The sequence below is a fragment of the Acaryochloris sp. 'Moss Beach' genome, assembly GCF_021497025.1.
Classification (GTDB): Bacteria; Cyanobacteriota; Cyanobacteriia; order Thermosynechococcales; family Thermosynechococcaceae; genus Acaryochloris; species Acaryochloris marina_A.
In genome coordinates, this window is the sequence record NZ_CP071717.1 from 4000257 (window position 1) to 4024957 (window position 24701).

21 protein-coding genes and 1 pseudogene are annotated in these 24701 nt (G+C 46.8%); 14 read left to right on the forward strand and 8 right to left on the reverse strand.

The window, feature by feature from the left end; genetic code table 11:
* Window positions 1–346: 346 nt before the first annotated feature.
* Window positions 347–2788: a phenylalanine--tRNA ligase subunit beta gene (gene pheT, locus HRE53_RS18905; RefSeq protein ID WP_235107543.1), complete on the forward strand. Its 2442-nt coding sequence runs from the start codon at window positions 347–349 to the stop codon at window positions 2786–2788.
* Here pheT and HRE53_RS18910 read toward each other — a convergent pair.
* Complete coding sequence (locus tag HRE53_RS18910) at window positions 2785–4110, reverse strand: diguanylate cyclase domain-containing protein (protein ID WP_235107544.1); 1326 nt, start codon at window positions 4108–4110, stop codon at window positions 2785–2787. The two genes, pheT and HRE53_RS18910, sit on opposite strands and share 4 nt — an antisense overlap.
* A gap of 467 nt (window positions 4111–4577) precedes the next feature.
* On the opposite strand from HRE53_RS18910, the gene HRE53_RS18915 reads away from it, so the two are divergent.
* The 3 genes from HRE53_RS18915 to HRE53_RS18925 all read left to right on the forward strand — a co-directional run bounded on the left by HRE53_RS18915 (window position 4578) and on the right by HRE53_RS18925 (window position 6835).
* A complete protein-coding gene (locus HRE53_RS18915) occupies window positions 4578–5387 on the forward strand; it encodes a class I SAM-dependent methyltransferase (RefSeq protein ID WP_235107545.1) in 810 nt (269 codons plus the stop codon).
* 67 nt (window positions 5388–5454) lie between these two features.
* Entirely contained in the window at window positions 5455–5607 is a 153-nt protein-coding gene (locus HRE53_RS18920; RefSeq protein WP_235107546.1) for a hypothetical protein, read from the forward strand.
* Between the two features lie 13 nt (window positions 5608–5620).
* Window positions 5621–6835, forward strand: a complete 1215-nt coding sequence (locus HRE53_RS18925; RefSeq protein WP_235107547.1) for a hypothetical protein — start codon at window positions 5621–5623, stop codon at window positions 6833–6835.
* Here the strand turns inward: HRE53_RS18925 and HRE53_RS18930 are convergent.
* Window positions 6829–7218: a hypothetical protein gene (locus HRE53_RS18930; RefSeq protein WP_235107548.1), complete on the reverse strand. Its 390-nt coding sequence runs from the start codon at window positions 7216–7218 to the stop codon at window positions 6829–6831. The two genes, HRE53_RS18925 and HRE53_RS18930, sit on opposite strands and share 7 nt — an antisense overlap.
* Before the next feature lie 107 nt (window positions 7219–7325).
* On the opposite strand from HRE53_RS18930, the gene HRE53_RS18935 reads away from it, so the two are divergent.
* Complete coding sequence (locus HRE53_RS18935) at window positions 7326–7700, forward strand: VOC family protein (RefSeq protein ID WP_235107549.1); 375 nt, start codon at window positions 7326–7328, stop codon at window positions 7698–7700.
* A gap of 196 nt (window positions 7701–7896) precedes the next feature.
* Here HRE53_RS18935 and HRE53_RS18940 read toward each other — a convergent pair whose 3' ends face one another.
* On the reverse strand, window positions 7897–8265 hold the full coding sequence (locus HRE53_RS18940) for a hypothetical protein (RefSeq protein ID WP_235107550.1): 369 nt from the start codon (window positions 8263–8265) through the stop codon (window positions 7897–7899).
* 41 nt (window positions 8266–8306) lie between these two features.
* On the opposite strand from HRE53_RS18940, the gene HRE53_RS18945 reads away from it, so the two are divergent.
* Entirely contained in the window at window positions 8307–8915 is a 609-nt protein-coding gene (locus HRE53_RS18945) for a hypothetical protein (protein WP_235107551.1), read from the forward strand.
* Window positions 8916–8966: 51 nt separating this feature from the next.
* Here the strand turns inward: HRE53_RS18945 and blaOXA are convergent, their stop codons facing one another.
* Window positions 8967–9815 (reverse strand): class D beta-lactamase, encoded by an 849-nt coding sequence (gene blaOXA / locus HRE53_RS18950; protein WP_235107552.1) that lies wholly within the window; start codon window positions 9813–9815, stop codon window positions 8967–8969.
* A gap of 7 nt (window positions 9816–9822) precedes the next feature.
* Between blaOXA and HRE53_RS34485 the strand changes: the two genes are divergently transcribed.
* The 6 genes from HRE53_RS34485 (at window position 9823) to HRE53_RS18975 (ending at window position 15654) form a co-directional block, all read left to right on the forward strand.
* Window positions 9823–9957, forward strand: coding sequence for a hypothetical protein (locus tag HRE53_RS34485; protein WP_255800783.1), 135 nt, complete (start codon window positions 9823–9825; stop codon window positions 9955–9957).
* Between the two features lie 216 nt (window positions 9958–10173).
* Complete coding sequence (locus tag HRE53_RS18955) at window positions 10174–10812, forward strand: YgcG family protein (RefSeq protein ID WP_235107553.1); 639 nt, start codon at window positions 10174–10176, stop codon at window positions 10810–10812.
* A 209-nt stretch (window positions 10813–11021) separates the two neighbouring features.
* Entirely contained in the window at window positions 11022–12689 is a 1668-nt protein-coding gene (locus tag HRE53_RS18960; protein WP_235107554.1) for a YgcG family protein, read from the forward strand.
* Between the two features lie 178 nt (window positions 12690–12867).
* Window positions 12868–13107 carry a transposase gene (locus tag HRE53_RS18965; protein WP_235107289.1) on the forward strand — a complete coding sequence of 80 codons (240 nt, stop codon included), beginning with the start codon at window positions 12868–12870 and terminating at the stop codon, window positions 13105–13107.
* Window positions 13089–13934, forward strand: a complete 846-nt coding sequence (locus tag HRE53_RS18970; protein ID WP_235111169.1) for an IS4 family transposase — start codon at window positions 13089–13091, stop codon at window positions 13932–13934. Before HRE53_RS18965 ends, HRE53_RS18970 begins: the two co-directional genes overlap by 19 nt.
* 256 nt (window positions 13935–14190) lie before the next feature.
* Window positions 14191–15654: a YgcG family protein gene (locus tag HRE53_RS18975; RefSeq protein WP_235107555.1), complete on the forward strand. Its 1464-nt coding sequence runs from the start codon at window positions 14191–14193 to the stop codon at window positions 15652–15654.
* Here the strand turns inward: HRE53_RS18975 and HRE53_RS18980 are convergent.
* Window positions 15614–16488 (reverse strand): IS630 family transposase gene (locus tag HRE53_RS18980; RefSeq protein ID WP_212662369.1). Its coding sequence is split into 2 segments (ribosomal slippage): window positions 15614–16156 and window positions 16159–16488, totalling 873 coding nucleotides; the frame shifts between segments, so codons are not numbered across the junction. The two genes, HRE53_RS18975 and HRE53_RS18980, sit on opposite strands and share 41 nt — an antisense overlap.
* A gap of 471 nt (window positions 16489–16959) precedes the next feature.
* Between HRE53_RS18980 and HRE53_RS18985 the strand changes: the two are divergent.
* Window positions 16960–17609: pseudogene (locus HRE53_RS18985) on the forward strand (LemA family protein).
* A 72-nt stretch (window positions 17610–17681) separates the two neighbouring features.
* On the opposite strand, the gene HRE53_RS18990 reads toward HRE53_RS18985, so the two are convergent.
* The 3 genes from HRE53_RS18990 to HRE53_RS19000 are packed head-to-tail and all read right to left on the reverse strand — an operon-like array spanning window position 17682 to window position 22472.
* Window positions 17682–19151, reverse strand: a complete 1470-nt coding sequence (locus HRE53_RS18990) for an ATP-binding protein (RefSeq protein WP_235107556.1) — start codon at window positions 19149–19151, stop codon at window positions 17682–17684.
* A 2-nt stretch (window positions 19152–19153) separates the two neighbouring features.
* Window positions 19154–19576 carry a response regulator gene (locus HRE53_RS18995; protein WP_212664826.1) on the reverse strand — a complete coding sequence of 141 codons (423 nt, stop codon included), beginning with the start codon at window positions 19574–19576 and terminating at the stop codon, window positions 19154–19156.
* Entirely contained in the window at window positions 19539–22472 is a 2934-nt protein-coding gene (locus HRE53_RS19000) for a PAS domain S-box protein (protein ID WP_235107557.1), read from the reverse strand. Before HRE53_RS19000 ends, HRE53_RS18995 begins: the two co-directional genes overlap by 38 nt.
* 1083 nt (window positions 22473–23555) lie before the next feature.
* Between HRE53_RS19000 and HRE53_RS19005 the strand changes: the two genes are divergently transcribed.
* A complete protein-coding gene (locus HRE53_RS19005; protein WP_235107558.1) occupies window positions 23556–24362 on the forward strand; it encodes a response regulator in 807 nt (268 codons plus the stop codon).
* The last annotated feature ends 339 nt before the right edge of the window (window positions 24363–24701 follow it).

Sequence of the window (24701 nt, forward strand, 5' to 3'; positions counted from 1 at the left end):
GTTGAGGTTTTCTCATTCAGATAAATTGAGACAAGAATCACATCTCAACAGAGGTTAGCCCATTAACCTTCGCAACATCGGCTTCGCCTTATCATCGGAAGTTAGAGAGTCAGCATCACAAGGTACTCCTTACCAAGAACTATGCCCTGAGATAGAAGAATGTTTGCACTCTGTGATTCGATTACCGCACAATAGAGACTGTGACAAAACGTCATGCTGATGAAATCTCTACGATGTTGATTTCAATCAGCTTATTTTTTTGCTTCGCAGTCGATCATCACAGTTCATACACTTGACTGGGCCTTGATCTGAACTACCTCAATCTTATCCAAATAGCACCAAATCTATGCGTATCTCTCTCAATTGGCTTAAGGACCTAGTCGATATCGATCTGTCACCCGAAGACCTGGCAGAACAACTGACTCTAGCTGGTTTTGAAGTCGAGGATATTGAAGATTTACGCACTTGGGCGGATGGCGTTGTGGTGGGAAAAGTTCTAACCTGTGAGTCCCATCCCAATGCCGATAAACTGCGGGTTTGCACCGTTGATATTGGTGAAGCAGAACCATCTCAAATTGTCTGCGGTGCCCCCAATGTCAAAGCAGGGTTATTTGTGCCCGTCGCTACCTTGGGCACCTACTTACCCACACCCGATTTAAAAATCAAAAAAGCCAAACTCCGAGGCGTGCCCTCTGCGGGCATGATTTGCTCCCTTACCGAACTGGGTTTAGAAAGCGAGATTGACGGCATCCATAGCTTTGACGCGGATGGCGTGGCAGTTGGAGGGGATGTCCGTCCCCTCTTGGGACTGGATGACGTCATCTTAGATCTGACCTCCACTGCTAACCGTGCTGATGCCCTGAGCATGGTCGGGGTCGCCCGTGAAGTTACGGCGCTGACGGGGGCAAACCTAAAACTGCCGACCACGCCCAAACTAGATATTCCGTCGGGCAACGATGTCACAGTGGAATTGCCTGACTCTGAAGCCTGCCCTGCCTATATCGCCACTGTTCTAGAAGGCGTCACCATCGCCCCTTCTCCAGACTGGCTGCAGCAGAGACTGATTGCCGCTGGCACTCGCCCGATTAATAACGTGGTGGATATTACCAACTATATTTTGCTGGAGTGGGGACAGCCCCTCCATGCCTTTGATGCTGATGCCCTCGACGCTTTAGGGAAGAAACAGCCCCTAACTTTGAGTGTCCGTCTAGCTAAAGCAGGTGAAACGCTTACGACCCTGGATAGCCAAAAGCGTGAGCTGCAAGAACAAACCCTGGTGATTACCGCTAATGATCAGCCTGTGGCCTTAGGGGGCGTTATGGGAGGAGAAGATACGGAAGTTAAAGACACTAGCACCCGCTTGGTTCTTGAAGCTGCCCTATTCAACTCTCTGGTTATTCGGCGCTCAGCCCGTAGTCAAGGCTTGCGAAGTGAAGCCTCTGCCCGCTATGAACGTGGGGTGAATGAATCTCAGCTAGAAACCGCCTGCTTACATGCCCTGCAATTATTGGTAGATCTGACAGGAGCCAAGGTGGTGGCCCAACAGCGAGCCGACCATCGCAAATCCCTAGAACGGTCGATTGAGCTGCGTCTGGATCGAGTCAATCATGTGTTGGGTAAAGTCAAAGGCAAGCAAGGTGAGCCTACTGACTTAACTGACACAGACATTTTACCAATCCTCAAATCCCTTAGTTTTGATACCACCCCGACCGATCGATCTGAGACTTGGACTGTCACAGTGCCGCCTCATCGCCATAGTGATATCGAACGGGAAATCGACTTGGTGGAGGAAATTGCTCGACTGTATGGCTACGACAATTTCTGTGAAACCTTACCTGCTAAAACCGAGTTAGGAAGCCTATCCAGCCAGGATACTTTGGCCCGTAAACTTAGAGAAGCCTTCCGAGCGGTGGGTCTCACGGAGTTGATCCATTATTCCTGGGTAAAGCCTGAAGGTGACGAGCAGGTGGTGGTAGTAAATCCATTGCTAGTAGAGTTCTCCGCTCTGCGCACAGAAATGCTCACTAGCCTGCTCAATGCCTGCCAGCGGAATTGGGAACAGGGTAATGGAGCCTTAAATGGCTTTGAAGTCGGTCAAGTGTTCTGGAAAGACGGTGAAAAGCTGAAAGAAGCTCGGGCCATTGCAGGCATCCTAGGGGGCGACCCTGCCCAAGGCAAATGGATGCGCACCGCAAATCAGGACTATGCCATGACTTGGTTCGAAGCCAAGGGCTTACTGGAGCGAGTGCTGAACCAGTTGGGATTGTCTGTGACATTTCAGTCAGATTGCCCTGATGAACGGTTACATCCTGGGCGAACGGCCGCCCTGCTCTCCCAGGGAGCGAAGTTAGGCTATTTTGGCCAAATTCATCCTCAGGTGCAGCAGGACCGGGATTTGCCAACAGTCTATGTGTTTGAACTGAATTTAGATCTGCTGCTAGAACAGCTGGCCCGACTACAAACCAAGTCAACCCTGTTCTCCACCTATTCCACCTATCCAGCTGCCGATCGCGATTTGGCATTCTTTATTCCTACGGATGTCACCGTTGCGGAGATTGAAAAAGTCATTCGCAAGGCCGCAGGTGGCCGGAAGCAGTCTCTGTTGACAGCCATTGAGCTGTTTGATGAATATCAGGGTGAACATGTGCCGGAAGGGCAGCGGAGTTTGGCATTTCGATTGCTGTATCAGGCCTGCGATCGCACCCTCACAGACGAAGAGGTCAACCCCATCCACCAAAAGGTACGTGACGCTCTAGAAAAACAGTTCAAGGTGAGTCTCAGGAGCTAAGCTCGCCGACTTTCTACTGTCTCAGGGAGTTTCACAATAATTTGATTGCGGCCATTGACCTTGGCCTCATAGAGAGCTGCATCCGCAACCGCCACCAAGTTAGTCGGGTGATAAATCGGTTGGGGAACGGTACTAGCAACGCCAATACTCAAGGTGACGTGATCGGCCACCTCCGACTGCAAATGCTCAATCTGCAGATCGACCATGGCCCGCTGGATTTTCTCCGCCACCAGACAAGCCTGCTTATGATCGGTATTGGGCATGATGACCGCAAACTCTTCTCCCCCATACCGAGTCGCTAAGTCCCCCGTCCGCCTGACATTGGCATTAATCGCACGGGCAATTTTTTGGAGGCAGTGATCCCCCGCTTGATGGCCATAGGCATCATTAAAAAGCTTGAAATAATCGGCATCACACATAATTAGGGCCAAAGGTCTCTGTTGGCGCTGCATCCGCCGCCATTCTTGCTCCAACACCTGATCAAAACACCGCCGATTAGCTAGTTCAGTCAAGCCATCCAGATGGGCAAGGCGATTCAAGGCAGCGGTCTTGGCCTCGACCTTAGATTGCAAAATTTGATTGCTATTTTGTAAATAACTAATCACCAGGATGAGACTTGTGACTGCCAGACAACCAATTACAATCAACGTGGTCCAGATACTCTTTAATCCTTCTTGAGCCTGGGCAACAAAGGCATCAATGGGCTGCGTGATTTCTATAACCCCGCGCACATCACCCACCTGCCAATCCGTTTTAGGACTACCCGGCCAAGTGTTATGACATTTCACACAGCTCGGTTCCATTTGGACCGCTTCGGCATAGCGAAACAAGAGGTGATCCTTCTCCTTCGCTTTTTGGTAGTAGAAGCCAGTCGGATCTTGCTGTAAATACTTCAGAGCCTTCTGTTCAAAGACATTTTGGGGCCCCCCTGATCCTTGACGATTGGGAAAAGGATAGTCACTAAATAAGCGAAAGGATAGACCGCTTTCCGATTGGCTGACCCGCTCTCCTAATTCAATCGTAAAAGTTGCGGGTACTGGGATGCCACCCGTTATTTGATGGTACTCAGGACTTGCCGTCACACTGTCTACATCGTCCAAACGCCCCACCACAGACTGGCTGTAAAGGAGCCACGCTTCCTTGACCGTATTCACAGAGACCCGTGCATGTTGAAGCGCTTGGGCATCCACTAAATCTGCCGACAATTCAAAGGTGCCAGAGAGGGCAACCCCCGTCCCAATGCAGAGCAGTAGCACTAGGATTAGCGCTATCCGTTGATACAACCAGAGTGTTAGCTTCCGAAACCGCTGCAAATTAGACAAGCCCCCAAAAGTTCAGCCTGCAGAGATAGCAAAGACAAACCTCAACTTAGTGATGACACCGAACTTTTCCGATTCACAGCAATCACTTAAGGGAAAATAATGCAGAGTATAACCAATCGTTTACTGCTAGATTAGACGTCTTCAAGATGTCTGTAGTCTTGGCTGTTACTGACTAAAAATAGTGGAATAACACCCAGACTAGGTATCAAACAGTTCCTCAATGGTTAGATATAAAGCTCACCTGTTAATACCCATTAATTATAAAGACCGATTCGCCCAAATGCCCCATCAAACAGAGAAATTAGCGAATAAATATATCCCTTTCTTTCTGTCTAGAAATTAAAATACTTGAAGATCGCAATTTACTCTTGTAGTAAGAATTTGATCATAATCGAGACTCACAGACAGCTTTATCTTCGCCACGCTAGGCTAGAGACAGTATCCGCACCAGATATTTGGGAGACCATATGGCAGTGAAAACTAGCGTTTTTTCTCACGTCCTTTCACCTTCTACAAGGCGATATCGCATCTCTCGCCTCGTAACAGTGTTGGCAGGGCTATGGGTAATCGGTAGTGTCCTGTGGAGTCCAACGAGCCACTATGCAGAGGCTCTAGCAGGCGTTGCTTATACTGATCCCGCCATTTACCAAGAGAAGTCGGGATATAGCCTAGATGGAATTAATAAAGTCTATATGGGGCGAGAAATTGCCCAAGTCATGGGCCATCAAGGAGCTGGATGGCTAGAGCGATCGGGGCGGGCCAGCAGTGAACAGCCTCGACGCTTAGTGGAAGCCCTCAACTTAAGCTCTACAGATGTGGTGGCTGATATTGGGGCTGGGACAGGTTACATGAGTTTTCGGATGACGCCCCTACTCCCGGAAGGCAAGGTCCTAGCTGTAGATCTCCAGCCAGAAATGGTGGAAATCCTCAACTATTTCAAGGAAGAACGCCAAATTGATAATTTAGAGGCAGTTTTAGGGGCCGAACAGAACCCTAACCTACCTGAAAAGAGTGTCGATTTAGTACTGATGGTGGATGCCTATCACGAGTTTGCCTTTCCCAATGAAATGATGACCGGCATTGTTAAAGCCCTGAAGCCAGGAGGCAGAGTGGTATTAGCGGAGTATCGAGCTGAAAACCCGCTGGTAATGATCAAGCCGTTGCACAAAATGACGCAAAAGCAGGTCCGCAAAGAGATGCTAAACGTGGGCTTAGTGTGGCAAGAAACTAAGAATCTATTGCCCCAACAACATCTGATGTTTTTTGAGGCGGCTTAGGGTCTGATACGGGTTTGCGATCGCAAACCCAGATCAGACCATCTCCACTGTTGAAGTGATCCCACTCATGACGTCTGAGAACGAACATGCCAAGATAGGGCTGAGAGTCGGGCATTGGAGTCCACCATTTATGCGTCTACAAGTTCAGGGTGTATGGGTCTGTATTGGGATCTTGCTAGGGGTACAATCAGCATCTGCCCAGTCTGCTATCCCCCAATAGTTCTGTATCGGTTTTGCAGCAGGACGAGACTGCAAACGCTCCTAAACATCCTGGTGTTGCCAAACTGAGGGCGCAAGGTCCGGCCGGACTACACCGTTTTTTAAAAGACCATGCCCAGGAATTGAAATCTACGGCTGAACTGCCTGCTCCATCCCTAAGGAAACAGCTCGATGCCCTCTGCCAGCAGCGAGACTGCCATGCATCCCAGCTCTATTGGCATAGGAATTTTGCCAAAGCTCAAGCAGAAGCCAAGACCAGCAACAAACCCATATTGTCCTTGCGGTTATTGGGAAATTTGGATGAAGAACTGAGCTGTGCCAATAGCCGATTCTTCCGGGTGGCGCTGTATCCCAATGCCGAGGTTTCCCAATATTTGCGCGAACGGTTTGTGCTGCATTGGGAGTCTGTCCGCCCTGCCCCGGTTATGACCATCGATTTTGGAGATGGTCGCCAACTCAAGCGCACCGTCACGGGCAACAGCATCCACTATGTGCTGGATGCCGAAGGTCGCCCCCTAGAAGCCTTACCTGGCCTCTATGGTCCCCAAGCCTTCCTGCAGCAATTACAGCAAGCTGACACTCTATGGCAGCAAACTGCAACCCTGACAGGGCAAGACCGCCAACAGGCCCTGCAAACCTATCATCAACAGCGACTGGAAACGATTCAAGCCGATTGGGTTCAAGATCTACAAACAGCGGGAATCAAAGATGTTCCGGTCCTGAGAAAGCTGCCAGATGGCACGACACCGACGGCAGTGGATGCTGCCCCCATCGCCATCACCAAGTCCCTGGTGGAGATTCCCTTAGTGTCTTCGTCTATGAATCTCTCTATTTTGGCAAACCAAAATCGCACCCAACTCAGCGAAGCCACTCAACCTCAGACCTGGGGGAAATTGGCGGCCTTCCAGGCCGATCGAGCACGGCTGGATCAGAATAGCAAAGTGCTAATGCAGAGCAAGAACAACGCCTACCGTTCCCCTGAGCAGTTGGCCAAAACGGTACAAAGCTTTGAGCAAGCGATGGCTATCGATACGGTCCGCAACGAGTATCTACTGCATTCGCGCCTGCATCAATGGTTTGTGGAGAGAAACCAAACAGAATCGATTTCACAACTGAATGAAAAGGTCTATGCCGAGTTATTTCTAACACCGAGTTCTGATCCCTGGTTGGGATTGGTATCACCGGATATCTACAGTGGAATTGAGGGGGATGGGATCGAGCTTCAGTAGTCTGCTTGAGACCGAGGCCACAGCATCGCCAACCCTCGCTGACCGTATCCAAGGATGGTCAAGACGGTCTGTCTCATGCTGCGAGGATGGCAGCCTGCCCAAGCATTAAAGCCTAGGCACACCATGGCGATGGTGAACAGAATATAGGTGGGAGCCATAATCACACCGATGATGAGCCAAGACAGATCGTGAAGCGCTAACAAGACTGCTGCCAAGCTAGAGAATCCAATACTGATGTGAATGGATCGAGGCGAATGGCCTCGGCTCACCTTATAAACGCTTAAGGCTGTGGACAAAATATTGATGGGGACTAGGGATGCACAAATGCCAACACAGTTGCATCGGGAGAAGTCAAGAAGAGCGTTAAAACTAAGCATGTTCATCGTTCTATCATGTTTAAGAGATCGATGCTGCGAATTGCAAAAGCTAAGCAATAATACTTAATCTGCGTTGATTTCCATAGTCCTAGATTTCGGTGAGGTAATCCCTGATGAGTTCGTCCCCAACCTTAGGCCCAATCCATCCCCTGGTTCCCGCTGGAGAGGATTTGGAGCCTGCGATCGCATTCTACGAACAAAAGCTCGGATTCAAGGTCATCCACCGAGAAGGAGATCCCCTCAGACTCGCTGTGGTCCAACGGGATATGTCGGTTATCTATCTATGCAAAAACAGCTACCAAAATTTGGGTAGTCCCACTAGCTTACGCATTCAGGTCAACGATATTGACCAACTGTTTGCTGAATATGAAGCTAAAGACGAAAGCATTGTCCAAGAAAAACTGGCCGTCAAACCCTGGGGACCAAAAGAATTTGTGGTGACTGACCCTGTCGGCGGTTGCTTAACATTTTTTGCAATGCCTGGGTAATCTTTGATCAATTGCTTCTGTCTCAATGTGAGAGCAGGTGAATGTTATTCACCCATAGCATCTCATCGGAGTTCAAAATAAGCTAACGCTCACTGTGTAGGCTAAGACCTACACTCTCCTATCGTCAAACTCCAATGAGCGTGGCCTGCACTAAAGGTTCTATCTTCCGTGTGGGGGATCGACACTTCACCAGACTCTACTCAGAATCCAAACGATACCCTTGGGCTTTCATCGCTTCTTCAATTGCTGTGGGTTTAGCGGTTAGTGCTGCTTCATCAACCTTTAAATCACAGGCCCACCACTCTGGGACTAAAGCAGATAAGTGTTCAAAACTGCGACAGCTACTACACCACTCCCATAATCCTCCCGTAGCAACAAAGGTATTACCTCCAACCGTTTGGAGCTTGGGTTGCCCAACTTGATACCAACGATGCAGGGCAACGGCTTTACAAATAGGACATGGCGCTGACAGGTTCAGACTATCTTTTGACGCTATGAATATTCGATCCCATTCCTGTAGGTAGTCCAGTGGAACTCCACACCAATCGTTGCGTTGACTCATCATGCAGTTTGAAAGAATTTAACGGGTTAAGCTAGCATTGCTGAATGCTAGGTTTGCCGCTGATCCATTGGCTCGTTATCCTCAGTGTACTGATTAGTACAGCTGGTGCCTTCGCCTATGTTCGCGACACTTTGTCTGGTAAAACCAAGCCGAACCGGGTGTCTTGGTCCATGTGGGCCTTGTCCCCCCTGATTAGTACTGCAGCCGCACTCTCAGCAGGAGCTAACAGTTGGGCAACCCTTCGCATTTTTATAGCTGGTTTACTGCCACTCCTGATCTTTTTCGCCTCATTTGCCAATAAACGCAGCTACTGGAAAATGGGGGTCTTTGACTTGAGCTGTGGCGTGTTCTCACTGTTAGCGGTGATTGTATGGGCTGCGATCGCATCTCCGCAACTCGCGATTCTTTGTGCCATTGTCGGGGATATTTTTGCCTCTTTCCCGACGTTAATTAAAACCTGGAAATATCCAAACACCGAGACAGGCGCTATGTTTTTTGCCAGTCTCCTCAGCGTGTTATTGGTTCTGCCCTCAATTCCCGTGTGGAACATCGCTAATGCCGCCTTCCAGATTCACTTATTGGTTATAAGTTCACTGCTGCTATTTGCGGTCTACCGAAAACCCATTCAGAGGCGATTTCACTTTTCCAAGTAAAGCTTTGGGGAAAGGGCTGACATGTGTTCGAGACTGGGCGAGGATAAAAAGCTACAGCAGATTTAAAGCTTTCAAACTGCGACGGGTTACTTCTGCCCGAGCGGGTAAATCTTTTTGATCACCGATGTCTACATTGGTGGCAAAGAAATAGACATTGTCATTCTGTTCTACATAACCGACATACCAGCCAATGCTGGGTTTGAGAGCCCAACCCGTCTTCGCCCGGATGGTGTACTCAGGGGTTTGCTCCACAACCATGATCTCTTTCACCGTTGCGATCGCAGATTCTGAAAAGGGCAGTTCATTGCGATACAAACGCTGGAGAAACTGAATCTGTTCGGCCGGTGAAATCCGTAAATCTCCCGTCAGCCAAAAGGCATCAATCTCATCGGCCTTTCCAATGGATTGGTTACCATAGCCGACTTTAGTCACCCACTGCTGCATCCGCTGAAAGCCAATACGGCGAGCTAACACCTGATAAAACCAGACCCCCGACACTTTAAAAGCCGTGTGCAGGTTGAGATCTCGATTCCAGGTGGGGATACTGCGTTCCACCCCATCCCAGGTCAAAATCGCCAGCTCATTGGCAATCACCCCTGTCTCTAACGCAATCAGGGAGTTGAGGATTTTAAAGGTAGACGCAGGCAAAAACGGCTGAGTATTGCGAGTCGGATTGTGCTGATAGGTGCGATTCTGTTTGAGGTCGTAAATCAGAATTGAGCCATTGACCTTTAGATCTTGAAAGGGTTGGGCCAGGGAAACATTCTGCTGAACCAATTTAGGGGTGGCTGCTGCAGATGGCTCACCTATGGGGATGGCGGTTAAATATAGACTTGCGATCGCATATCCAAAACATCGGGCAACACAGTACCCCAGATTTTTATCGACATGATTAACCATATTCTCGATGACCTTCATTCAAACGGTTGTGGGGCTTGATCGGGGGGTGTTTATTGAGGTCGATGCCTTGACCACCTTTTTAGGTTGTTCATCACTCAGTAAACAAGAGTTAGACTACTGCAGGAACATTGCTACATACTAGGTTTACCGACTCGGTTGGCCTTTGTATTCAAGGGGTTTCAGCCCTTCAATCCCACCTTGTTGATACTGCCGAAGGGTTTTGGCTAAAGTGGGGCGACTAATCTGACAATTCCCACCTAATTTTGCCGAATGATGGATTGAGTCTGGGGAACTCTAGGGGTATTCGAGCATTAGTGATCAGATGCTTCTTCTGCAATTCCTTAAAAACTCAATCTCTATGGTAGAAAGACGAGAATATTGCTGCCGTTCTCCACTGACTTTTCTTTTGGGTGTGGGATTCAGCCTGTTGCTATCGCTAGCGTTCCTGGCTCCGAGTCAGGCCATTCATTGGGCTGATATCCCTAATCCACGTCAAGACAATAATTGGGTTATGGATAAAGGGGACATCCTCAGCCTTGAGAGTGAAACTAAGCTCAATCAGATGATCTCGGCCTTGGAAGCCAAGAACGGGATCGAGATGGTAGTGGTGACTGTGCCGGAGGTACATCCTTTGGGGGCCACCGAAGAGTTGGCTCAGGCGCTTTTCACCACTTGGAAATTGGGTAAGAGAGGGCAAAATAACGGCGTTATGTTATTGGCCTCTAAAAAGGAAGGTCGTGTAGCCATAGAAAAGGGATCTGGTTTACGGTCTGACCTGACTTATGAACAGGTAGATAACATTATTCAGACTCAGATCACTCCTCAGTTAGAGCAAGATAATTTTGATGCCGGTGTTGTCAATGGCGCTCAGGCCATGATCCAAATTCTTGAGAATAAAAGCGAAGACTCGATTTCTTTTTTCCAGATCGTGCTGCTGATGTTAGGGGCTGTAATTTGGGCCTATATCGCTAAAATCCTATGGAAAGTCTTTAGGTAATCCCTTGAATAGCCACCTTGATACAAAAATTCTGTCCAGTTGTATTGGAAGTTGGGGCGGTGCGAACAACGGAAGGTTTTGAAGAGAGGCTAGAGATGTTGGGTAAGGGTGAGTAGATGTTCAGAATGACGGGGCTCGTTTGGGGAGTGATAGGAATATCCAGACATAACTGTTTAAAGGTCTGATCAAGACTCTATTTTGAGAGAAATATGCTGCTCAATCGTATAAAACGTCGTAGACATCAACTGCTGATATCCCTTTTTACTTTGGTATGCGGCCTGCTACTATTTTTATCCTCACTGGCTCCAAGTCGGGCCATTCCCGTATCTGAAGTCCCTAATCCTCGCCAGGACAACAATTGGGTGACGGATATGGCCGATTTGCTTAGTCCTGACAGCGAAGCAAAGCTCAATCAGATGATTACGGCATTGGAAAAAAAGAATGGTGCTGAAATTGCAGTGGTGACGGTTCCCGATACTAAACCTTCCGCATCCCCCAAAGCGTTTGCGACAGAGCTATTTAACACTTGGGGGATTGGGAAAAAAGGCGTAGACAACGGTATCTTATTTCTGGTCTCGAAGTATGAACGTCGTACAGAAATCGAGACAGGGTACGGCCTAGAATCCATTCTTCCTGATGCGAAGGTGGGCAACATTCTCCGTACCCAGGTCACTCCTCGCTTTAAGCAAGGCAATTTTGATGCAGGTATCGTTAATGGAACTCAGGCGATTATCCAGCTTCTAGAAGGTGGAACGATTGCATCTCAAGCGCCCTTGCCAGAAGAGAGCTTGCAACCATCAACATCGCTAACAAAGAGAGTAGGCTATTTGGCTGTTATTACAGTTGTGGTCGTTACTGTGATGGGGATATTGAAATATGTGAATCAAAGAAAGACGCAAGTCTATCGGATTTCTCCTAGGGGGCGTACCACTTTGGCCTCTCATATATGGGTGTCTCTCTGGATTAAAAATCTTCGGAAATTATCCTTAGACGACTGTAGACAACGCCCCATCCAGCATGGTGTTGCCCTGAATTCAATCACGGTATTTAAAACTTGGTGGGCTTGCTATGGCGTATCAGCTGGACTGCTGCTAATGGCTGATTCCATGGCTTTCGAAGTAGTTTGGTGGCTCATCTTCGCATTCTTTACATGGGGTTGGTTAATGTATGAGCTGTGGTGCTGTTTTAGGCGTGATGTAAGCAGCACAAAAGCTAGCTATGACTTATTCATGTTGAATGTGTTTATTTTCCTATTTATAGGTGGGGGCTTCTTTTTTATAGGCTTAATCAATCCTTCTATTCCTAGAGTTCTTATGCTACCGTTCCTAAGCTTTTTTCCCTGTGTACTCCGGGGCATGAGATTGCTGCCTCCAAGTGGCACGGTGTTCATCAATGCGTGGCTTTTGATGATGATAGGTGGGATTCTCTTTATTTATCCTTTTCTTTCTATCTTGCTGATACTGCCGTTTCTATATGCTTGTGCGGGTGCACTACGGTCAATGAGATTGTTATCCCAAAAGAAGACGATATGCCAGTGTCAGTCTTGTGGTGATGCGATGCAATGGATTGATGAAGACTGTCTTCGACACAATCTGGAAGCATCCTTGTTTTCGAACCGATTCGAATGCCATGAAGGCTGGCAATGTCTCACCTGTGGTCCATCAACTGTGCATATGTTTTCAGAACATTTCCCATTGATCACTCACCGGTATAGCGATAAATGGAGCAAGATCGGTTATCGTTCATCTCACTCTCATAGTAGCAGTAGCTACAGCAGTGGCAGTAGCTATAGCAGCAGCGACTATGGTGGTAGTAGCGGAGGGAGTGACTTTGGTGGGGGCAGCAGTGGTGGCGGAGGAGCTGGAGAGAGCTGGTAACTGTCCTCTTCTGAATCAGTTTCGACTTTTGAAGTTCACGTTAGCATTCTCTGCTGTTTGCACTGACTACCTGAAGGGGCGACATGCGCCGTAAACCTCTTGCTATTCGTGCAATAACCCGATAGATAAGAAAAAAGATGGGCTGCAAATGATGTATCTCCAGCTCACCTTATTGACAATGATATTGCCACTATACCAACCTCATTTACGCCGTCAACTGTCTCCTGCCCAGTATCTTCTCCTAGAGATCCTCGTTCATCTATTACAAACACTTCGCTGCGTCAAAATCGAGACGCTAGCAGAAGGGCTGCCACTGCCGATTCTTTTTGACAGTCGCCGAAAAAAATCCAACGGTTCTTATCCTTACCGACCCTTGAGCTTGAAACGCTTTGGCTACCGCTGGTTAAGCTGTGGCTGAGCCAGCAGTATCCTCAAGGCTCCCAGCTTTATGTCGTCATCGACCGTACGAGTTGGGGAGTGATTAATCTATTGATGGTCAGCGTGGTCTGGCAACATCGCGCTATTCCCGTATGGTGTGAAGCCCTCTGCAAAAAGGGCAGCAGCAATTATGACGAGCAAACCGCTGTTTTAAGCAAAGTTATCCGCCATTTATCAGCCTATCGTCTGGTCATCCTCGGTGACCGAGAGTTTTGTTCCGTCAAGCTGGGGCAGTGGTTAGGCCAACAGAAGGTCTACTTTTGTCTGCGACTCAAGCGCAATACCGAAGTGGCTCTGGCCCAGCAGTTTACTCAACAACTCCAACAGTTTGGCCTTGTCCCAGGTCAAAAGCTATTTCTCAATGATGTGCGCGTCACTCAGGCTAAAGGCTTTGGAACTTTCAATGTAGCAGCCAAGTGGAAACGACGGTATCAGGGCTTTGCACCTGATGAAGCATGGTTTATTCTCACCAACTTCTGTGACCTCAATAGTGCTATCGTCAGCTACCAAAAACGCTTCTCTATCGAAGAAATGTTTCGGGACTTCAAGCAAGGAGGCTATTGTCTCGAAGGCTCTCAAGCCATGCAAGAACGGTTGGTGGCTATCGTTATTGTGATTGCCATTGCCTATACCAGTGCGGCACTGCAAGGGCAAAATCTCAAGCAAAAAGGACTACAGCGCTATATTACTAGACCCGAATCCACCACTTCACCGAACAAGCGTCATAGTGCATTCCGAGTCGGACTATCTGCTCATCTGTGGGCCATAACGGGGATGGAGTTCTGGCTCGATTGGTGGATGAGCTAATGAAACTCTCTCCCAATAAGCTACCTGAGTATCAACGGGGGATGAGAGCGATGGAGCTTGTCTGTGCTGGGTTGTAGCCTTCATGTCGCCCCCTCAGACTGACTACACATTCCCTATCACTTTTGGGGATGAATTGTGGTGGGTTATGGCGCAAAAGGATAACTGTTCATCCTGCCAAGTGTCCTTTTGGGAACACTAGATATCTCTAGTGATGACTGTACCAAAGCCTTAGTCCAAACCTAAGCTGAATCTAAATATGTTTCTCACCAGACTAAAAAAGCGAGAACGTTCGCCGCTGACATTCATCTTGGCGTTGAGTTTCAGCCTATTTCTTTCGATATCTTCCCTAACACCGAGTCGGGCCATTTCCGTATCTGAAGTACCTAATCCACGCCAGGACAACCATTGGGTTATGGATAGTGCGGATATCCTCAGTCAGGAGAGTGAAGCAAAGCTGAACCAAATCATTGTTGCCAAGGCCAAGCACAGCTTTGAAGTGATAGTGGTAACAGTGCCGGATATAAAGCCCTCAGCTTCGTTAGAGGAGTTTGCAGCATCGCTTTTTGAAACGTGGGAAATTGGTAAGCATAGGTTCAACAACGGCGTTTTATTGCTGATATCTAAGGATGATCTTCGTGCAGAAATTAAAAGAGGAGAAGGGGTACAGTTCATCCTCCCTGATGCAAGGGTGGACAACATTATTCAGACCCAGATCAATCCCTACTTAGAGCAGCGTGAATTTGATGAGGGTATTGTCAATGGCACCGAGATAGTACTTCAGATTCTTGAAAACGAGATCCAAAAACATCCGCAAGAAACGACATTAGAAGACTACGGAACACCCCTATCGTACCTACCCGATCCTTCCATGCTGGAGATGGAGATAGCGATACGGGATATGGCTTGGTTCTTGATCACTGCAGTTCTGTCGAGTATTGCTATTGCTGTATTGGTCATGACTTCAGCGGTTGTGTTGATAAGTCTATTCCGTAAAAGTCAAGTTCTACAGCTGTCTCCAGTGGGTCGGACAACCTTATTCAAGCAAGGTAGTAGATTGTGGCTGATGTGGGGATCGATAACGTATTGGTTACTTACAGGCTATGCATCAGTTTATCCAGAACAACCGACCTCCATCTACAAGGGAATGCACTTTACTAACCCACTCATTCAAAGTTGGTGGATTTTTTTGGGTCTATATTCAGCGGTAGGGGTGACGTGGTCTTTTGTCCATCCAGTCCAAATGATTCAATTCCAAGGATTTTTGCTGTGCTGGCTTGGGGTTTGGTTGGGGTATGAACTTTGGTACTGCATGAAACACAAAGCCCCCAGGGGAAGCGAAGCTATGCTTCTTTTTCGTGGGCTGTTTCGCAGTAGTTTGGTCGCTTTTACTTTAGTGCTGATTGTGGCACGGGTCTTCAAAGTTCCTGGTTTTGAGACTGAATTAATTTTCTACCTCATCACTGCTTTTGGTGGTGCTTGGGCGGGGACGTTACTCCTGTTGCGATCGCTTACTCGTTACACGGAGGTACGGTGCCAGTCCTGCCATGGTTTGATGCAATGTCTAGATTCTAAAACCGTAGATAGCTATCTAAAACCAGCAGAAACAGCAGCCAAAATGCTTAAAAGTACTCGCTATGTGGGTTGGGAATGTCCAACGTGTATAGCATTCGCCACTCTAATTAGGACGCTAGGTACAACACATGTTCCATTGCTTCTCTAAGTGAACCGAAGTGCTCTAATTGGTGTCTAATTCGACTTTTAATCCAAGCCCACGACCGTTCAATCTTATTCAAATCAGGAGAATAGGGTGGCAAGTACCACACTTCACATCCTGCGGCTTCTACCAGTTGCTCAATTCGCCCTCCCTTATGGAAGGTGGCATTATCAATGACTAACTTCTGCCCCGGTTTGAGCATCGGTATCAAACAAGTCTCAAGCCAAATTTCAAATACGGTGCGATTGCAAGCCCCTTCAATCGTGAACGGGGCCATGAGCTGCTTTCCTCTCAAAGCTGCAATCATATTGACTCGTCCACTTCTGCTACCAGACTTTAAAGCATAGACCCGCTCACCTTTGGGACCATAGCCATAGTCATACTCATCTCGATTGTCCATCCCTGACTCGTCAGCATAGACAATATCGTCTGGGTCTACTGTTGTTAACTTTTGGACGAACTCAGCCCGTTTGTGCTCATCACGTTGGCGGTAGCCATAGGTCTTTTTTTTCGAGTAAATCCAATATTCTTCAGCGCTCTTGAAATAGTACGCTCACTGATTTGCCCCTCCCACAACTCGGCCATCTGAGCTTGGGTTTTATAGCGATGTTCTTGAGCAAAAGCTCGAAACTTGTCCCAGTCTGTGATTTTGTGGCTATGGCCAAGGTGTTGTCTAGGGATGGGATGAAGATCACCTGTTTCTGCTTTGAGACGTTGCCATAGATTAATGGTGTTACGACTGATATGAAAGGTGTCACTCGCTTCTGAGGGAGGCATGCCATCAAGTTCAATAGCATCGATCACTTTGCAACGTAAATCGTAGCTGTAGATTTTAGGCATCCATTGAAAGACATAACAGTATCTCTAGTTTATTATGTCCTGAATAAAATGGCGCTTGCTATAGCTTTGTTCACCCAGAGAGCGACTTCAACATTCGTCTATTTCACGAAGTTGTGAAATCCGAAAAGTTTGGACATTGTAGTGAATGTGAGGCCTATGTTGTGCGTCAAACGATTCAGGTTCTTCGACGTCCAAGATGGTTCACTGATGGGGAAACGCTAATTACAAGTCGATGTGTTTGCTGTGATCAGACCTCTGAATCCCACACGAATACTCCCTCTGAGTTCACTCAATTAATGAATCAGTTATAGTGACCATCTTTTATCTAGATTTTGCTGAAAAGCCTTACCTTGAGTGATTATGAATTCCAACAACATCATTCTTGAAGACTGGGTGCTGATTGTTTGAGAAAAAGCAGGCCAGCTCTATCTCCAAGAAACCGGGGCAGATGATTTTTCTCTCGAACAGATGATGGATGCAGGTTCTGAAGCCAACATCCCGCCCGAGCTGATTCAGAAGGCGTATCAGCAACTACAGCAGGAGGAAGCAGAAGCCAAACAACTCCAGGTAAAGCGGCGGCAACAACTGAAGTTGGGAGGTGCGATCGCAACTACCGTAACCCTACTCGGAACACTGTGGTTCGGAGGGACCTACAACCATCTCAACGCTGCTAAGTCCACGGTTGAGGGCAAATGGGCACAGGTCGAAAACCAACTCCAGCGCCGTGCCGATCTCATTCCCCAACTCACCCAGATGGCCCAGTCCTACGCCAGCACTGAGAAGGAAATGATACAGGAGCTGGGCTTTCCCAGGCAGAGACGATGGCGCAGCAACAAGCGGCAAATGGGGCGATGCAGGATGCGATAGTCTCCGACCGGCCTGCGGCCATCGCAAACTTCCAAACCATCGCCACTCGCAATCCCTCTCTCCAGTCCAGCGAATTATTTATCAACCTCCAGTACGAAATTGCTGGGACTGAAAATCGCATCGCCACCGAACGTATGCGCTACAACCAAGCCGTCCAAGCCTACAACCAGTCATTGCAAGCATTTCCCACCATACTCGTGGCCAAGAATATGGATTTCAAACCCCATTCTTATTTCCAACGCCATGCTCAGTAAGCATCCAAAAGGCGATGACATCAGTACTGAATTAGATCATGGGAAATGGCCGTTTCGATGGCATTGATGGGGTCAAATATCACAACTACTAGGCAAAGAAAAGAAAAAGGTTGACCCTTGACCTTCTTGTGAGTCCACCCAAATTTGTCCCCCATGTCGTTCAATAATTTTCTTGCAAATAGCCAAACCAATCCCTGTGCCCGTGTACGTATTTCGATTGTGTAAACGCTGGAAAATCACAAAAATCCGCTCAGAAAATTGAGGATCAATGCCAATGCCATTGTCTTTAATGGCGATTGTCCAAGTCCCATGTGCTTGAGTGATGCCAATATGAATTTTAGGAACCTCAGCTTGGCAATATTTAATAGCGTTAGAAAGCAGGTTCTGAAAGAGCTGTTGTATTTGTATGGGATTCGCCAAAACAGTAGGCAAAGGATCCATTGAAATAATCACACCTCTGGTCTCTATCAGCGTTTCTAAATCCGATGTCACTTGCTGTAAGAGGACCTCAAGATTGGTTTCCTGGACATTAAACTCAGCTTGACTGACCCGAGAATAGCTCAATAGATCATCAATCAACCCTTGCAAGCGGATGGCCCCATTGGTGATGTAGCTGATATATCGATCGGCTACATCATCCAATTGATCTTGATATCGTTCGGAGAGTAATTCAGCAAAACTCCTAATCTTGCGCAATGGCTCTTGTAAGTCGTGGGAGGCGACATAGGCAAATTGTCCCAGTTCTTGATTCGAAAAAAGGAGATCAGCATTTAACTGCTTCAGTTGCTGTTCCGTCTGTTTGCGCTGAGTGATATCGCGGCAAACAGAAACTATCGTCCCATCCTCTGTGAGGGTCAAAGAAATTTCTTGAGCAAAGGTAGACCCATCTTTTCGAATGGCTATCGCCTCTCCTCGCCATGACTGTTCCTGGGCTAATAAGGGAAATATCTCGTTCTCAAGCCGCTTTACGTCTTCAGCAATATATAAAGAGTGCCAGGATTTACCCACTAGTTCAGTCGAATCTTCATAGCCAAATAGCTCAAGGTAAGCATGATTCAGATAGAGATAGGTGCCCGCTTTCACAATTGCAATGCCATCAATGACGGCTTCTATTGCAGCCTGTTGTTGCTTTAAAATAACCTCAGCATCGCGATGCTCCTGACGAACTTTGGCATCTCGAACTTCACGCCGAATGGCCTCAGCCAATCGGGTCAGATTATCCTTCATGAAGTAATCGTGGGCCCCCGCTTTCATCATTTCTACGGCTGCCGCTTCACCGATAGCTCCCGAAATAACAATAAAAGGAATATCAAGATCAGATTTTTGAACCATTTCCAGGGCTGCAGGCGCATCAAAGCCTGGCAAATGATAATCCGCAATGATCACATCCCAAGTCTGATCCTTTAGCAGAGCACAAAAAGACTCAACCGTTTGCACTCGTTGCCAATCGAGACGAAGATGACTGGATTTTAAGGCGCGAATGGCTAAGAGCGCATCATCTTCTGAATCTTCAATGAGAAGAACCTGGAGAGACTCACCCACCGTCATAAATCTTTCGGTAACGTCTCATTGATTAGCAACCAATACAACCCTAACTGGGATACAGCATCGGTAAATTGCTCAAAGTCTACAGGCTTGCGCACATAGCTATTGGCCTTGAGTTGATAGCTTTCAATAATGTCCCGTTGTTCGCTAGAAGAGGTAAGAATTACCACAGGTAAAAGTTCCATACGCTGGTCGGAACGAATGCGTTGCAATACCTCTAACCCATCAATTTTGGGTAACTTTAAATCCAGCAATATTAGACTTGGCAGCGGATCCGCCGCAAAGAGGACCTCCAAAGCTTCTGCGCCATCTCGGGCAATGATAATTGGATTGGTTACCTTGCTCCGTTTCAAAGCCCGTAGCGTAAGCTGCTCGTCATCTGGATTATCCTCCACTAACAAGATGGGACGAGGTAGGACCATGATCTTTATTCCTATAGTGAGAATGTGAACTGGGAACGGTGAAGTAAAAAGTAGCACCTTGCTCTGGAGCGGCTTCTGCCCAAACGGTTCCGCCATGACGATGAACAGCCCGTTGCACCGAGGCGAGTCCAATCCCAGTTCCTGGGAATTCATGGGTACTATGTAACCGCTGGAAAACACCAAAAAGCTTCTGAGCATAAGTCATATCAAATCCTGCTCCATCATCTCGGACAAAGTAGGTCAGTTCACCCTTGTGATTACCCAAGCCAAACTCAATATGAGCAGTGGCATGGTGATGGGTAAACTTCCAGGCATTCTGGAGTAGATTTGTGAGGATAACTCGCATCAATGTGGCATCAGCAGAGATAGCCTCATCCGGCATAATCTGAACATTCACTTGCCGTTCTGGTTCTGCTGCTTGCAGTTGGTCTATTACCTCTTGCGCCAAAGTACTGAGGTTGACGGAAGTATAGTGAATTTGTGAGCGGGAGACCCGTGATAAATCGAGTAAGCCATCGATTAGTTGACTCATGCGAGTCACATTATTCCGAATGCGATCGAAGTAGTCATTCGCTTCATCATTAAAGAGATCCTCATAATCTTCGAGGAGCGCGCGACTAAAGCCATCAATGGCTCGGAGGGGGGCTCGTAAGTCATGAGAAACAGAATAGGCAAACGCTTCCAATTCTCGGTTAGAAGCTTCTAGTTGGGCTGCATACTGCCTGCTTTGTTCTTCAGCTAGTATGCGATCACTGAGGTCTACATGACAGCCAATCATCCTCAGGGGCTGTCCGACTGCATTCCACTCGATCACTTGCCCAGAACTAATGATCCATACCGTTGAACCATCTTTATGACGGTATCGACCTTCATGATAGAAAGGCGTTTCACCTCGACTCTGGAAATGGTTGTCCAGACACTCCAACATCACCGGCAAGTCTTCTGAAAAGATTAGGCTCTGCCTGCTTTCAGGGGTATTTGGCAATTCGTGATCCTGATAGCCCAACATTCGTTTAAATCCAGGGCTGAGGTATTCATGATGCCTCGGAATATCCCAATCCCAATATCCTGCAAGAACATCATCGAGAATCTGCTCTAATAACGTGAGTTCTTTGCGAATGTTCTCTGCTTGCAGTCGTTCAGCTTCAGCTTGTTTGCGCTCACTAATATCATGGTGCATCCCAGCCATGCGCAGAGGTTGGCCCTGGGCATCCCATTCCACAACCTTTCCCATCGCGGCAATCCATTTCCATTGTCCTGATTTAGCGAGCACTCGGTAATCAAAGACATAGGGCACTGAACGATCTTGCAAATGGGCTTTGAGCAGATCGATCACCCAAGGCAGATCTTCAGGATGGACCAAGCGCTCCCAAGTTTCATACGAGGCTGGCATTTCTCCATCCTCAAACCCCAACATCTGATAAAAGAGTGGGCTCCAATACATATCTCCCGAGAGGATCCGCCAATCCCACCAACCGTCTCCAGAAGCCTCTAATGCGAACTCTAGTTGTTCCTGACTCTGCCTGAGGGATTGATTGGTAATCCGTAGTTCTTTAGTCCGTTTTTGAACACGCTGTTCTAACTCTGTATTGACCTGCTGCAACTGGGCTTCCAGCCGTTTTCGATCGGTAATATCTCGCCAGCTCGAACGGCTATATAAGACATTCCCAGCCTCATCTCGGACGGCTCGGACATTGAGGCTAACGTCTAACTTGCTGCCATCTTTGCGTTGGAGTTGTAGCTGAGCATCCTGAACCTCCCCTGTGGCGACAAAAGTCTGAAATGCGAATTCTACTTGGGAGTGACAATCTGGATGATAAACATCAAATATTGACCGATCTATCAGTTCATTTTTACCTAAATCTAATACATCACATAAGGTTTGATTGCATTGCAAAATCTTACTAGTGTGGGCGTCTACAGATACATACATATCTGGAGCATTTTCATAAAGATCCTGGTAGCTCGCTTCCGAAATTTTCAATTTTGCGAATGCTTTTTCCAGTTGATTTGTCCGTTCATGAACGAGTTGCTCTAGGCCAAGATTTAAGTGCTTTAGGTCTGCCTCAGCTTGTTTCCGCTGACTGATGTCTTGGATCTGAGCAACGAAATGGAGAGGACTACCATCCTCCTGAGACACCAGCGAAACACTGAGGGAGATCCATACCTCATGGCCTTGTTTGTGGATATATCGTTTTTCTAAGTGGCAGTGGTCAATCTCACCGGCTAGCAGTTGGTTTATCGTCTCCAAGTCAACGTCTAGGTCCTCGGGATGGGTGATGTTCTGGAAGGTGAGGGCCAGTAATTCTGATTCAGAGTAGCCTGTGATATTGCAAACCGACGCATTGACTTTTAGCCAACGACCTTCTGGTGAGACGAGGGCCATCCCAATCGCTGCATGCTCAAAAGCTTTAGCAAATCGGGCTTCACTTGCTCGGAGAGATTGTTCAACTTGCTGTTGTTCTGTGATGTCCTTGGCCATACCCAAAAAGCCCGTCAAATTTCCGGCCTCATCATATAAGGCAGTCACAGATAAGCGAGCAGGAAAGCGGCTTTGATCCTTGCGGATATAGGTCCAAAGGTTTTCATCAGGCATGCCTAATCGGGCTTTGGTCGTGAAAACTTCAAAACCAGGTTGGATGACGTAGCCTAGTTCCTGAGAGAGCTGCTGGGCTCTTTGTTCAATTTCCTGAGGATCATGAATGATGGCTGGGGTGACTTTGCCGATGATCTCTTCGGCAGTATAGCCCAGTTGCTTGAGTGCTCCGGCATTACAGGTTTGGATAATACCTTGGGTATCTGTTGCAATGATCGTGAAGTCAGCACTATCTAGGATGGCTTTTTGCCAGGTTTGCTCTTCCTGAAATCCAGATCTTTTAGCAGTCTGTTTTTCCATGATTGAGCGTTTATATCCCCCAAATGCAACTCAAGTCAGTAAGCCAATAATATTGATATTGATGTGCTTAAGACTATGTACTGAAAAGCCATTTTAGTATATTTACAAGAGAGGGTAGTCAACAAGATTGTATATATATTTTATCTTTTAAAGATTTTCAATATTCTTGCTAAATGAGTATGAAGATATTACTAGAATACTTATTCGATAGATTGAATTCTAAGTCTAGTTATTGATGGATCTCCATAGGTAAATACCTCATTTTGTTTGATTTTGACAATAGTAAGTAAACTAAATCCAGCTTTATAATCTTTATTAAGTAAATTTTTTAGGTATATTTACTCTTTAGTCGCTATATACTATTGATTTTCTGATTTATTCTAATTATATCTATCTTTATTGGTAGATTTAAGCTTAATCACTTGTCCATCTCTTAGAAATAGCGATAGGTATCAGCCGTTAAGAATTTTCGGCTTGTTATGGCACAAAGTTTAATTATTAAATGTCTTTAATCATATTGCTTTCTTGTATTTATCCTACGCAATCAGAGGCTGGATTGATTTCTCTTGCTAGAGATAAAATAGCTTAAAAAGATCTATCTGATAAAGGAATATTTATGATATCAAGCTGCTATTAGAAAATGTAAATATTTTTTGCTGCTTTTCTCCTATGTCAAGCGTTAAGAAGATGTTATAGAATAACAGTCGTGATTGGTCTGATTTAGTTAGTGAATAATGATCTTCATGATACGAACATGGAAACAGAGTAGTTTAGCCGCCTCTATGCTGATTACGCAAAATGATACAGAAAAATGGAATGTTTTATGTATCTCTGATCCACTGGACAGCTTTATGCTGTTGTACTTTAAGGTTCTTAGATTAAAGATATTGAACTCTATCCGAGTGGATAAACAAACTGGATGGTTGTCTGCAAAATGCCTAAGTTCATCTAGCAAAGATGTGGGCATTCAAAACAATCACTCTAAGGCTAATAGCTATTCGTTCATCAACTGATGAATGCAGGATTCCAGTTGATGTAGTATCGGGTTCGAAACAACGAGACATTATTGAAAACAGAAGGTCTATGACTAGGAATGAACCGCTTAATGTTCTTCTTATTGAAGATTCTGAAGATGATGCGCTATTGGTTATTCGCACATTAAAATCTGGTGGTCTTCGCCTTCATTGGCAACGAGTGCAGTCTGCGGAGTCTCTTCGGACTTTGCTTAGGGAACACGCTTGGGACGTGATCATTGCGGATTACCATTTGCCAGGCTTTGATGCACCAGCAGCTCTGGAAATGGTTCAACAATCAGAGCTGGACATACCGTTCATTGTGGTCTCAGGAGCCATCGGTGAAGAATTCGCTGTGGAGATGATGAAAGCGGGTGCCCACGATTATTTGATGAAAGATAATCTCGTCCGATTGTCAGAGGCGGTTCAGCGTGAGGTTAGAGAAGCCCATAATCGCAAAGAACGCCGGGATGCTGAAGTTATTATCAATCAGCAACTGGCTGCAATAGAGGCCGTCATCGATGGTATTGCGATTGTGCAAGAAGGGGCCTATCTCTATGTCAATCAAGGCTACCTCACATTATTTGGTTATGTAGATCCGGTCGAGCTAGTGGGTCAACCTTGGACCAATTTATATTCCACTCAGGAGAACCAACGTTTTGAGGGCGAGATATTCCCCCAGATGAAGCAAATAGGTTCATGGTTTGGAGAAGCAACGGCTACTAGAAAAGACGGGTCTACTTTTGCTCAGGAGATTTCTTTAACGCTTACAGACTATGGGAGTATGGTGGCTGTTTGCCGTGACATTACTGAAAGCAAAAAAGCGGAACAATATCTCAAACAGTTGAAAGATTACCGATTGAATCCTAGTCGGTAGCACTCTAATGAGAGTAGTTAGGTGGAAGTATCTGGACTCACGCACAGAACTCTGAAGGTGTTTTTTGTGCTATCTCGATGAAATCATCAGGGGTAGTCTTTCGGGTGATCGATGAGGGGGCTGTCAATATTGTCGCGCTTTAGGTGGTGTTGATGGATGAAGATGAGGTCATTCACGTCAGGATCGGGTGGCTTCCATTCGGTTTATGACGTTATGAAGGGGATGGACACTAACCCAATTTATTTAGCCCTATCAAAACTTATTGAGTAATCGTTCCTGAACCCTGTAAATTACGGAACAATAATAGGTCATTCGTAGACGATATCTACGATACGGGCA

Bases quoted from the DNA above. Each gene is read 5' to 3' on its own strand.
- pheT (WP_235107543.1), top strand. From the start codon at position 347: ATGCGTATCTCTCTCAATTGGCTTAAGGACCTAGTCGATATCGATCTG.
- HRE53_RS18915 (WP_235107545.1), top strand. From the start codon at position 4,578: ATGGCAGTGAAAACTAGCGTTTTTTCTCACGTCCTTTCACCTTCTACA.
- HRE53_RS18920 (WP_235107546.1), top strand. From the start codon at position 5,455: ATGACGTCTGAGAACGAACATGCCAAGATAGGGCTGAGAGTCGGGCAT.
- HRE53_RS18930 (WP_235107548.1), bottom strand. From the start codon at position 7,218: ATGAACATGCTTAGTTTTAACGCTCTTCTTGACTTCTCCCGATGCAAC.
- HRE53_RS18935 (WP_235107549.1), top strand. From the start codon at position 7,326: ATGAGTTCGTCCCCAACCTTAGGCCCAATCCATCCCCTGGTTCCCGCT.
- HRE53_RS18940 (WP_235107550.1), bottom strand. From the start codon at position 8,265: ATGATGAGTCAACGCAACGATTGGTGTGGAGTTCCACTGGACTACCTA.
- HRE53_RS18945 (WP_235107551.1), top strand. From the start codon at position 8,307: ATGCTAGGTTTGCCGCTGATCCATTGGCTCGTTATCCTCAGTGTACTG.
- blaOXA (WP_235107552.1), bottom strand. From the start codon at position 9,815: ATGGTTAATCATGTCGATAAAAATCTGGGGTACTGTGTTGCCCGATGT.
- HRE53_RS34485 (WP_255800783.1), top strand. From the start codon at position 9,823: ATGACCTTCATTCAAACGGTTGTGGGGCTTGATCGGGGGGTGTTTATT.
- HRE53_RS18955 (WP_235107553.1), top strand. From the start codon at position 10,174: ATGGTAGAAAGACGAGAATATTGCTGCCGTTCTCCACTGACTTTTCTT.
- HRE53_RS18960 (WP_235107554.1), top strand. From the start codon at position 11,022: ATGCTGCTCAATCGTATAAAACGTCGTAGACATCAACTGCTGATATCC.
- HRE53_RS18965 (WP_235107289.1), top strand. From the start codon at position 12,868: ATGATATTGCCACTATACCAACCTCATTTACGCCGTCAACTGTCTCCT.
- HRE53_RS18975 (WP_235107555.1), top strand. From the start codon at position 14,191: ATGTTTCTCACCAGACTAAAAAAGCGAGAACGTTCGCCGCTGACATTC.
- HRE53_RS18995 (WP_212664826.1), bottom strand. From the start codon at position 19,576: ATGGTCCTACCTCGTCCCATCTTGTTAGTGGAGGATAATCCAGATGAC.
- HRE53_RS19000 (WP_235107557.1), bottom strand. From the start codon at position 22,472: ATGGAAAAACAGACTGCTAAAAGATCTGGATTTCAGGAAGAGCAAACC.
- HRE53_RS19005 (WP_235107558.1), top strand. From the start codon at position 23,556: ATGACTAGGAATGAACCGCTTAATGTTCTTCTTATTGAAGATTCTGAA.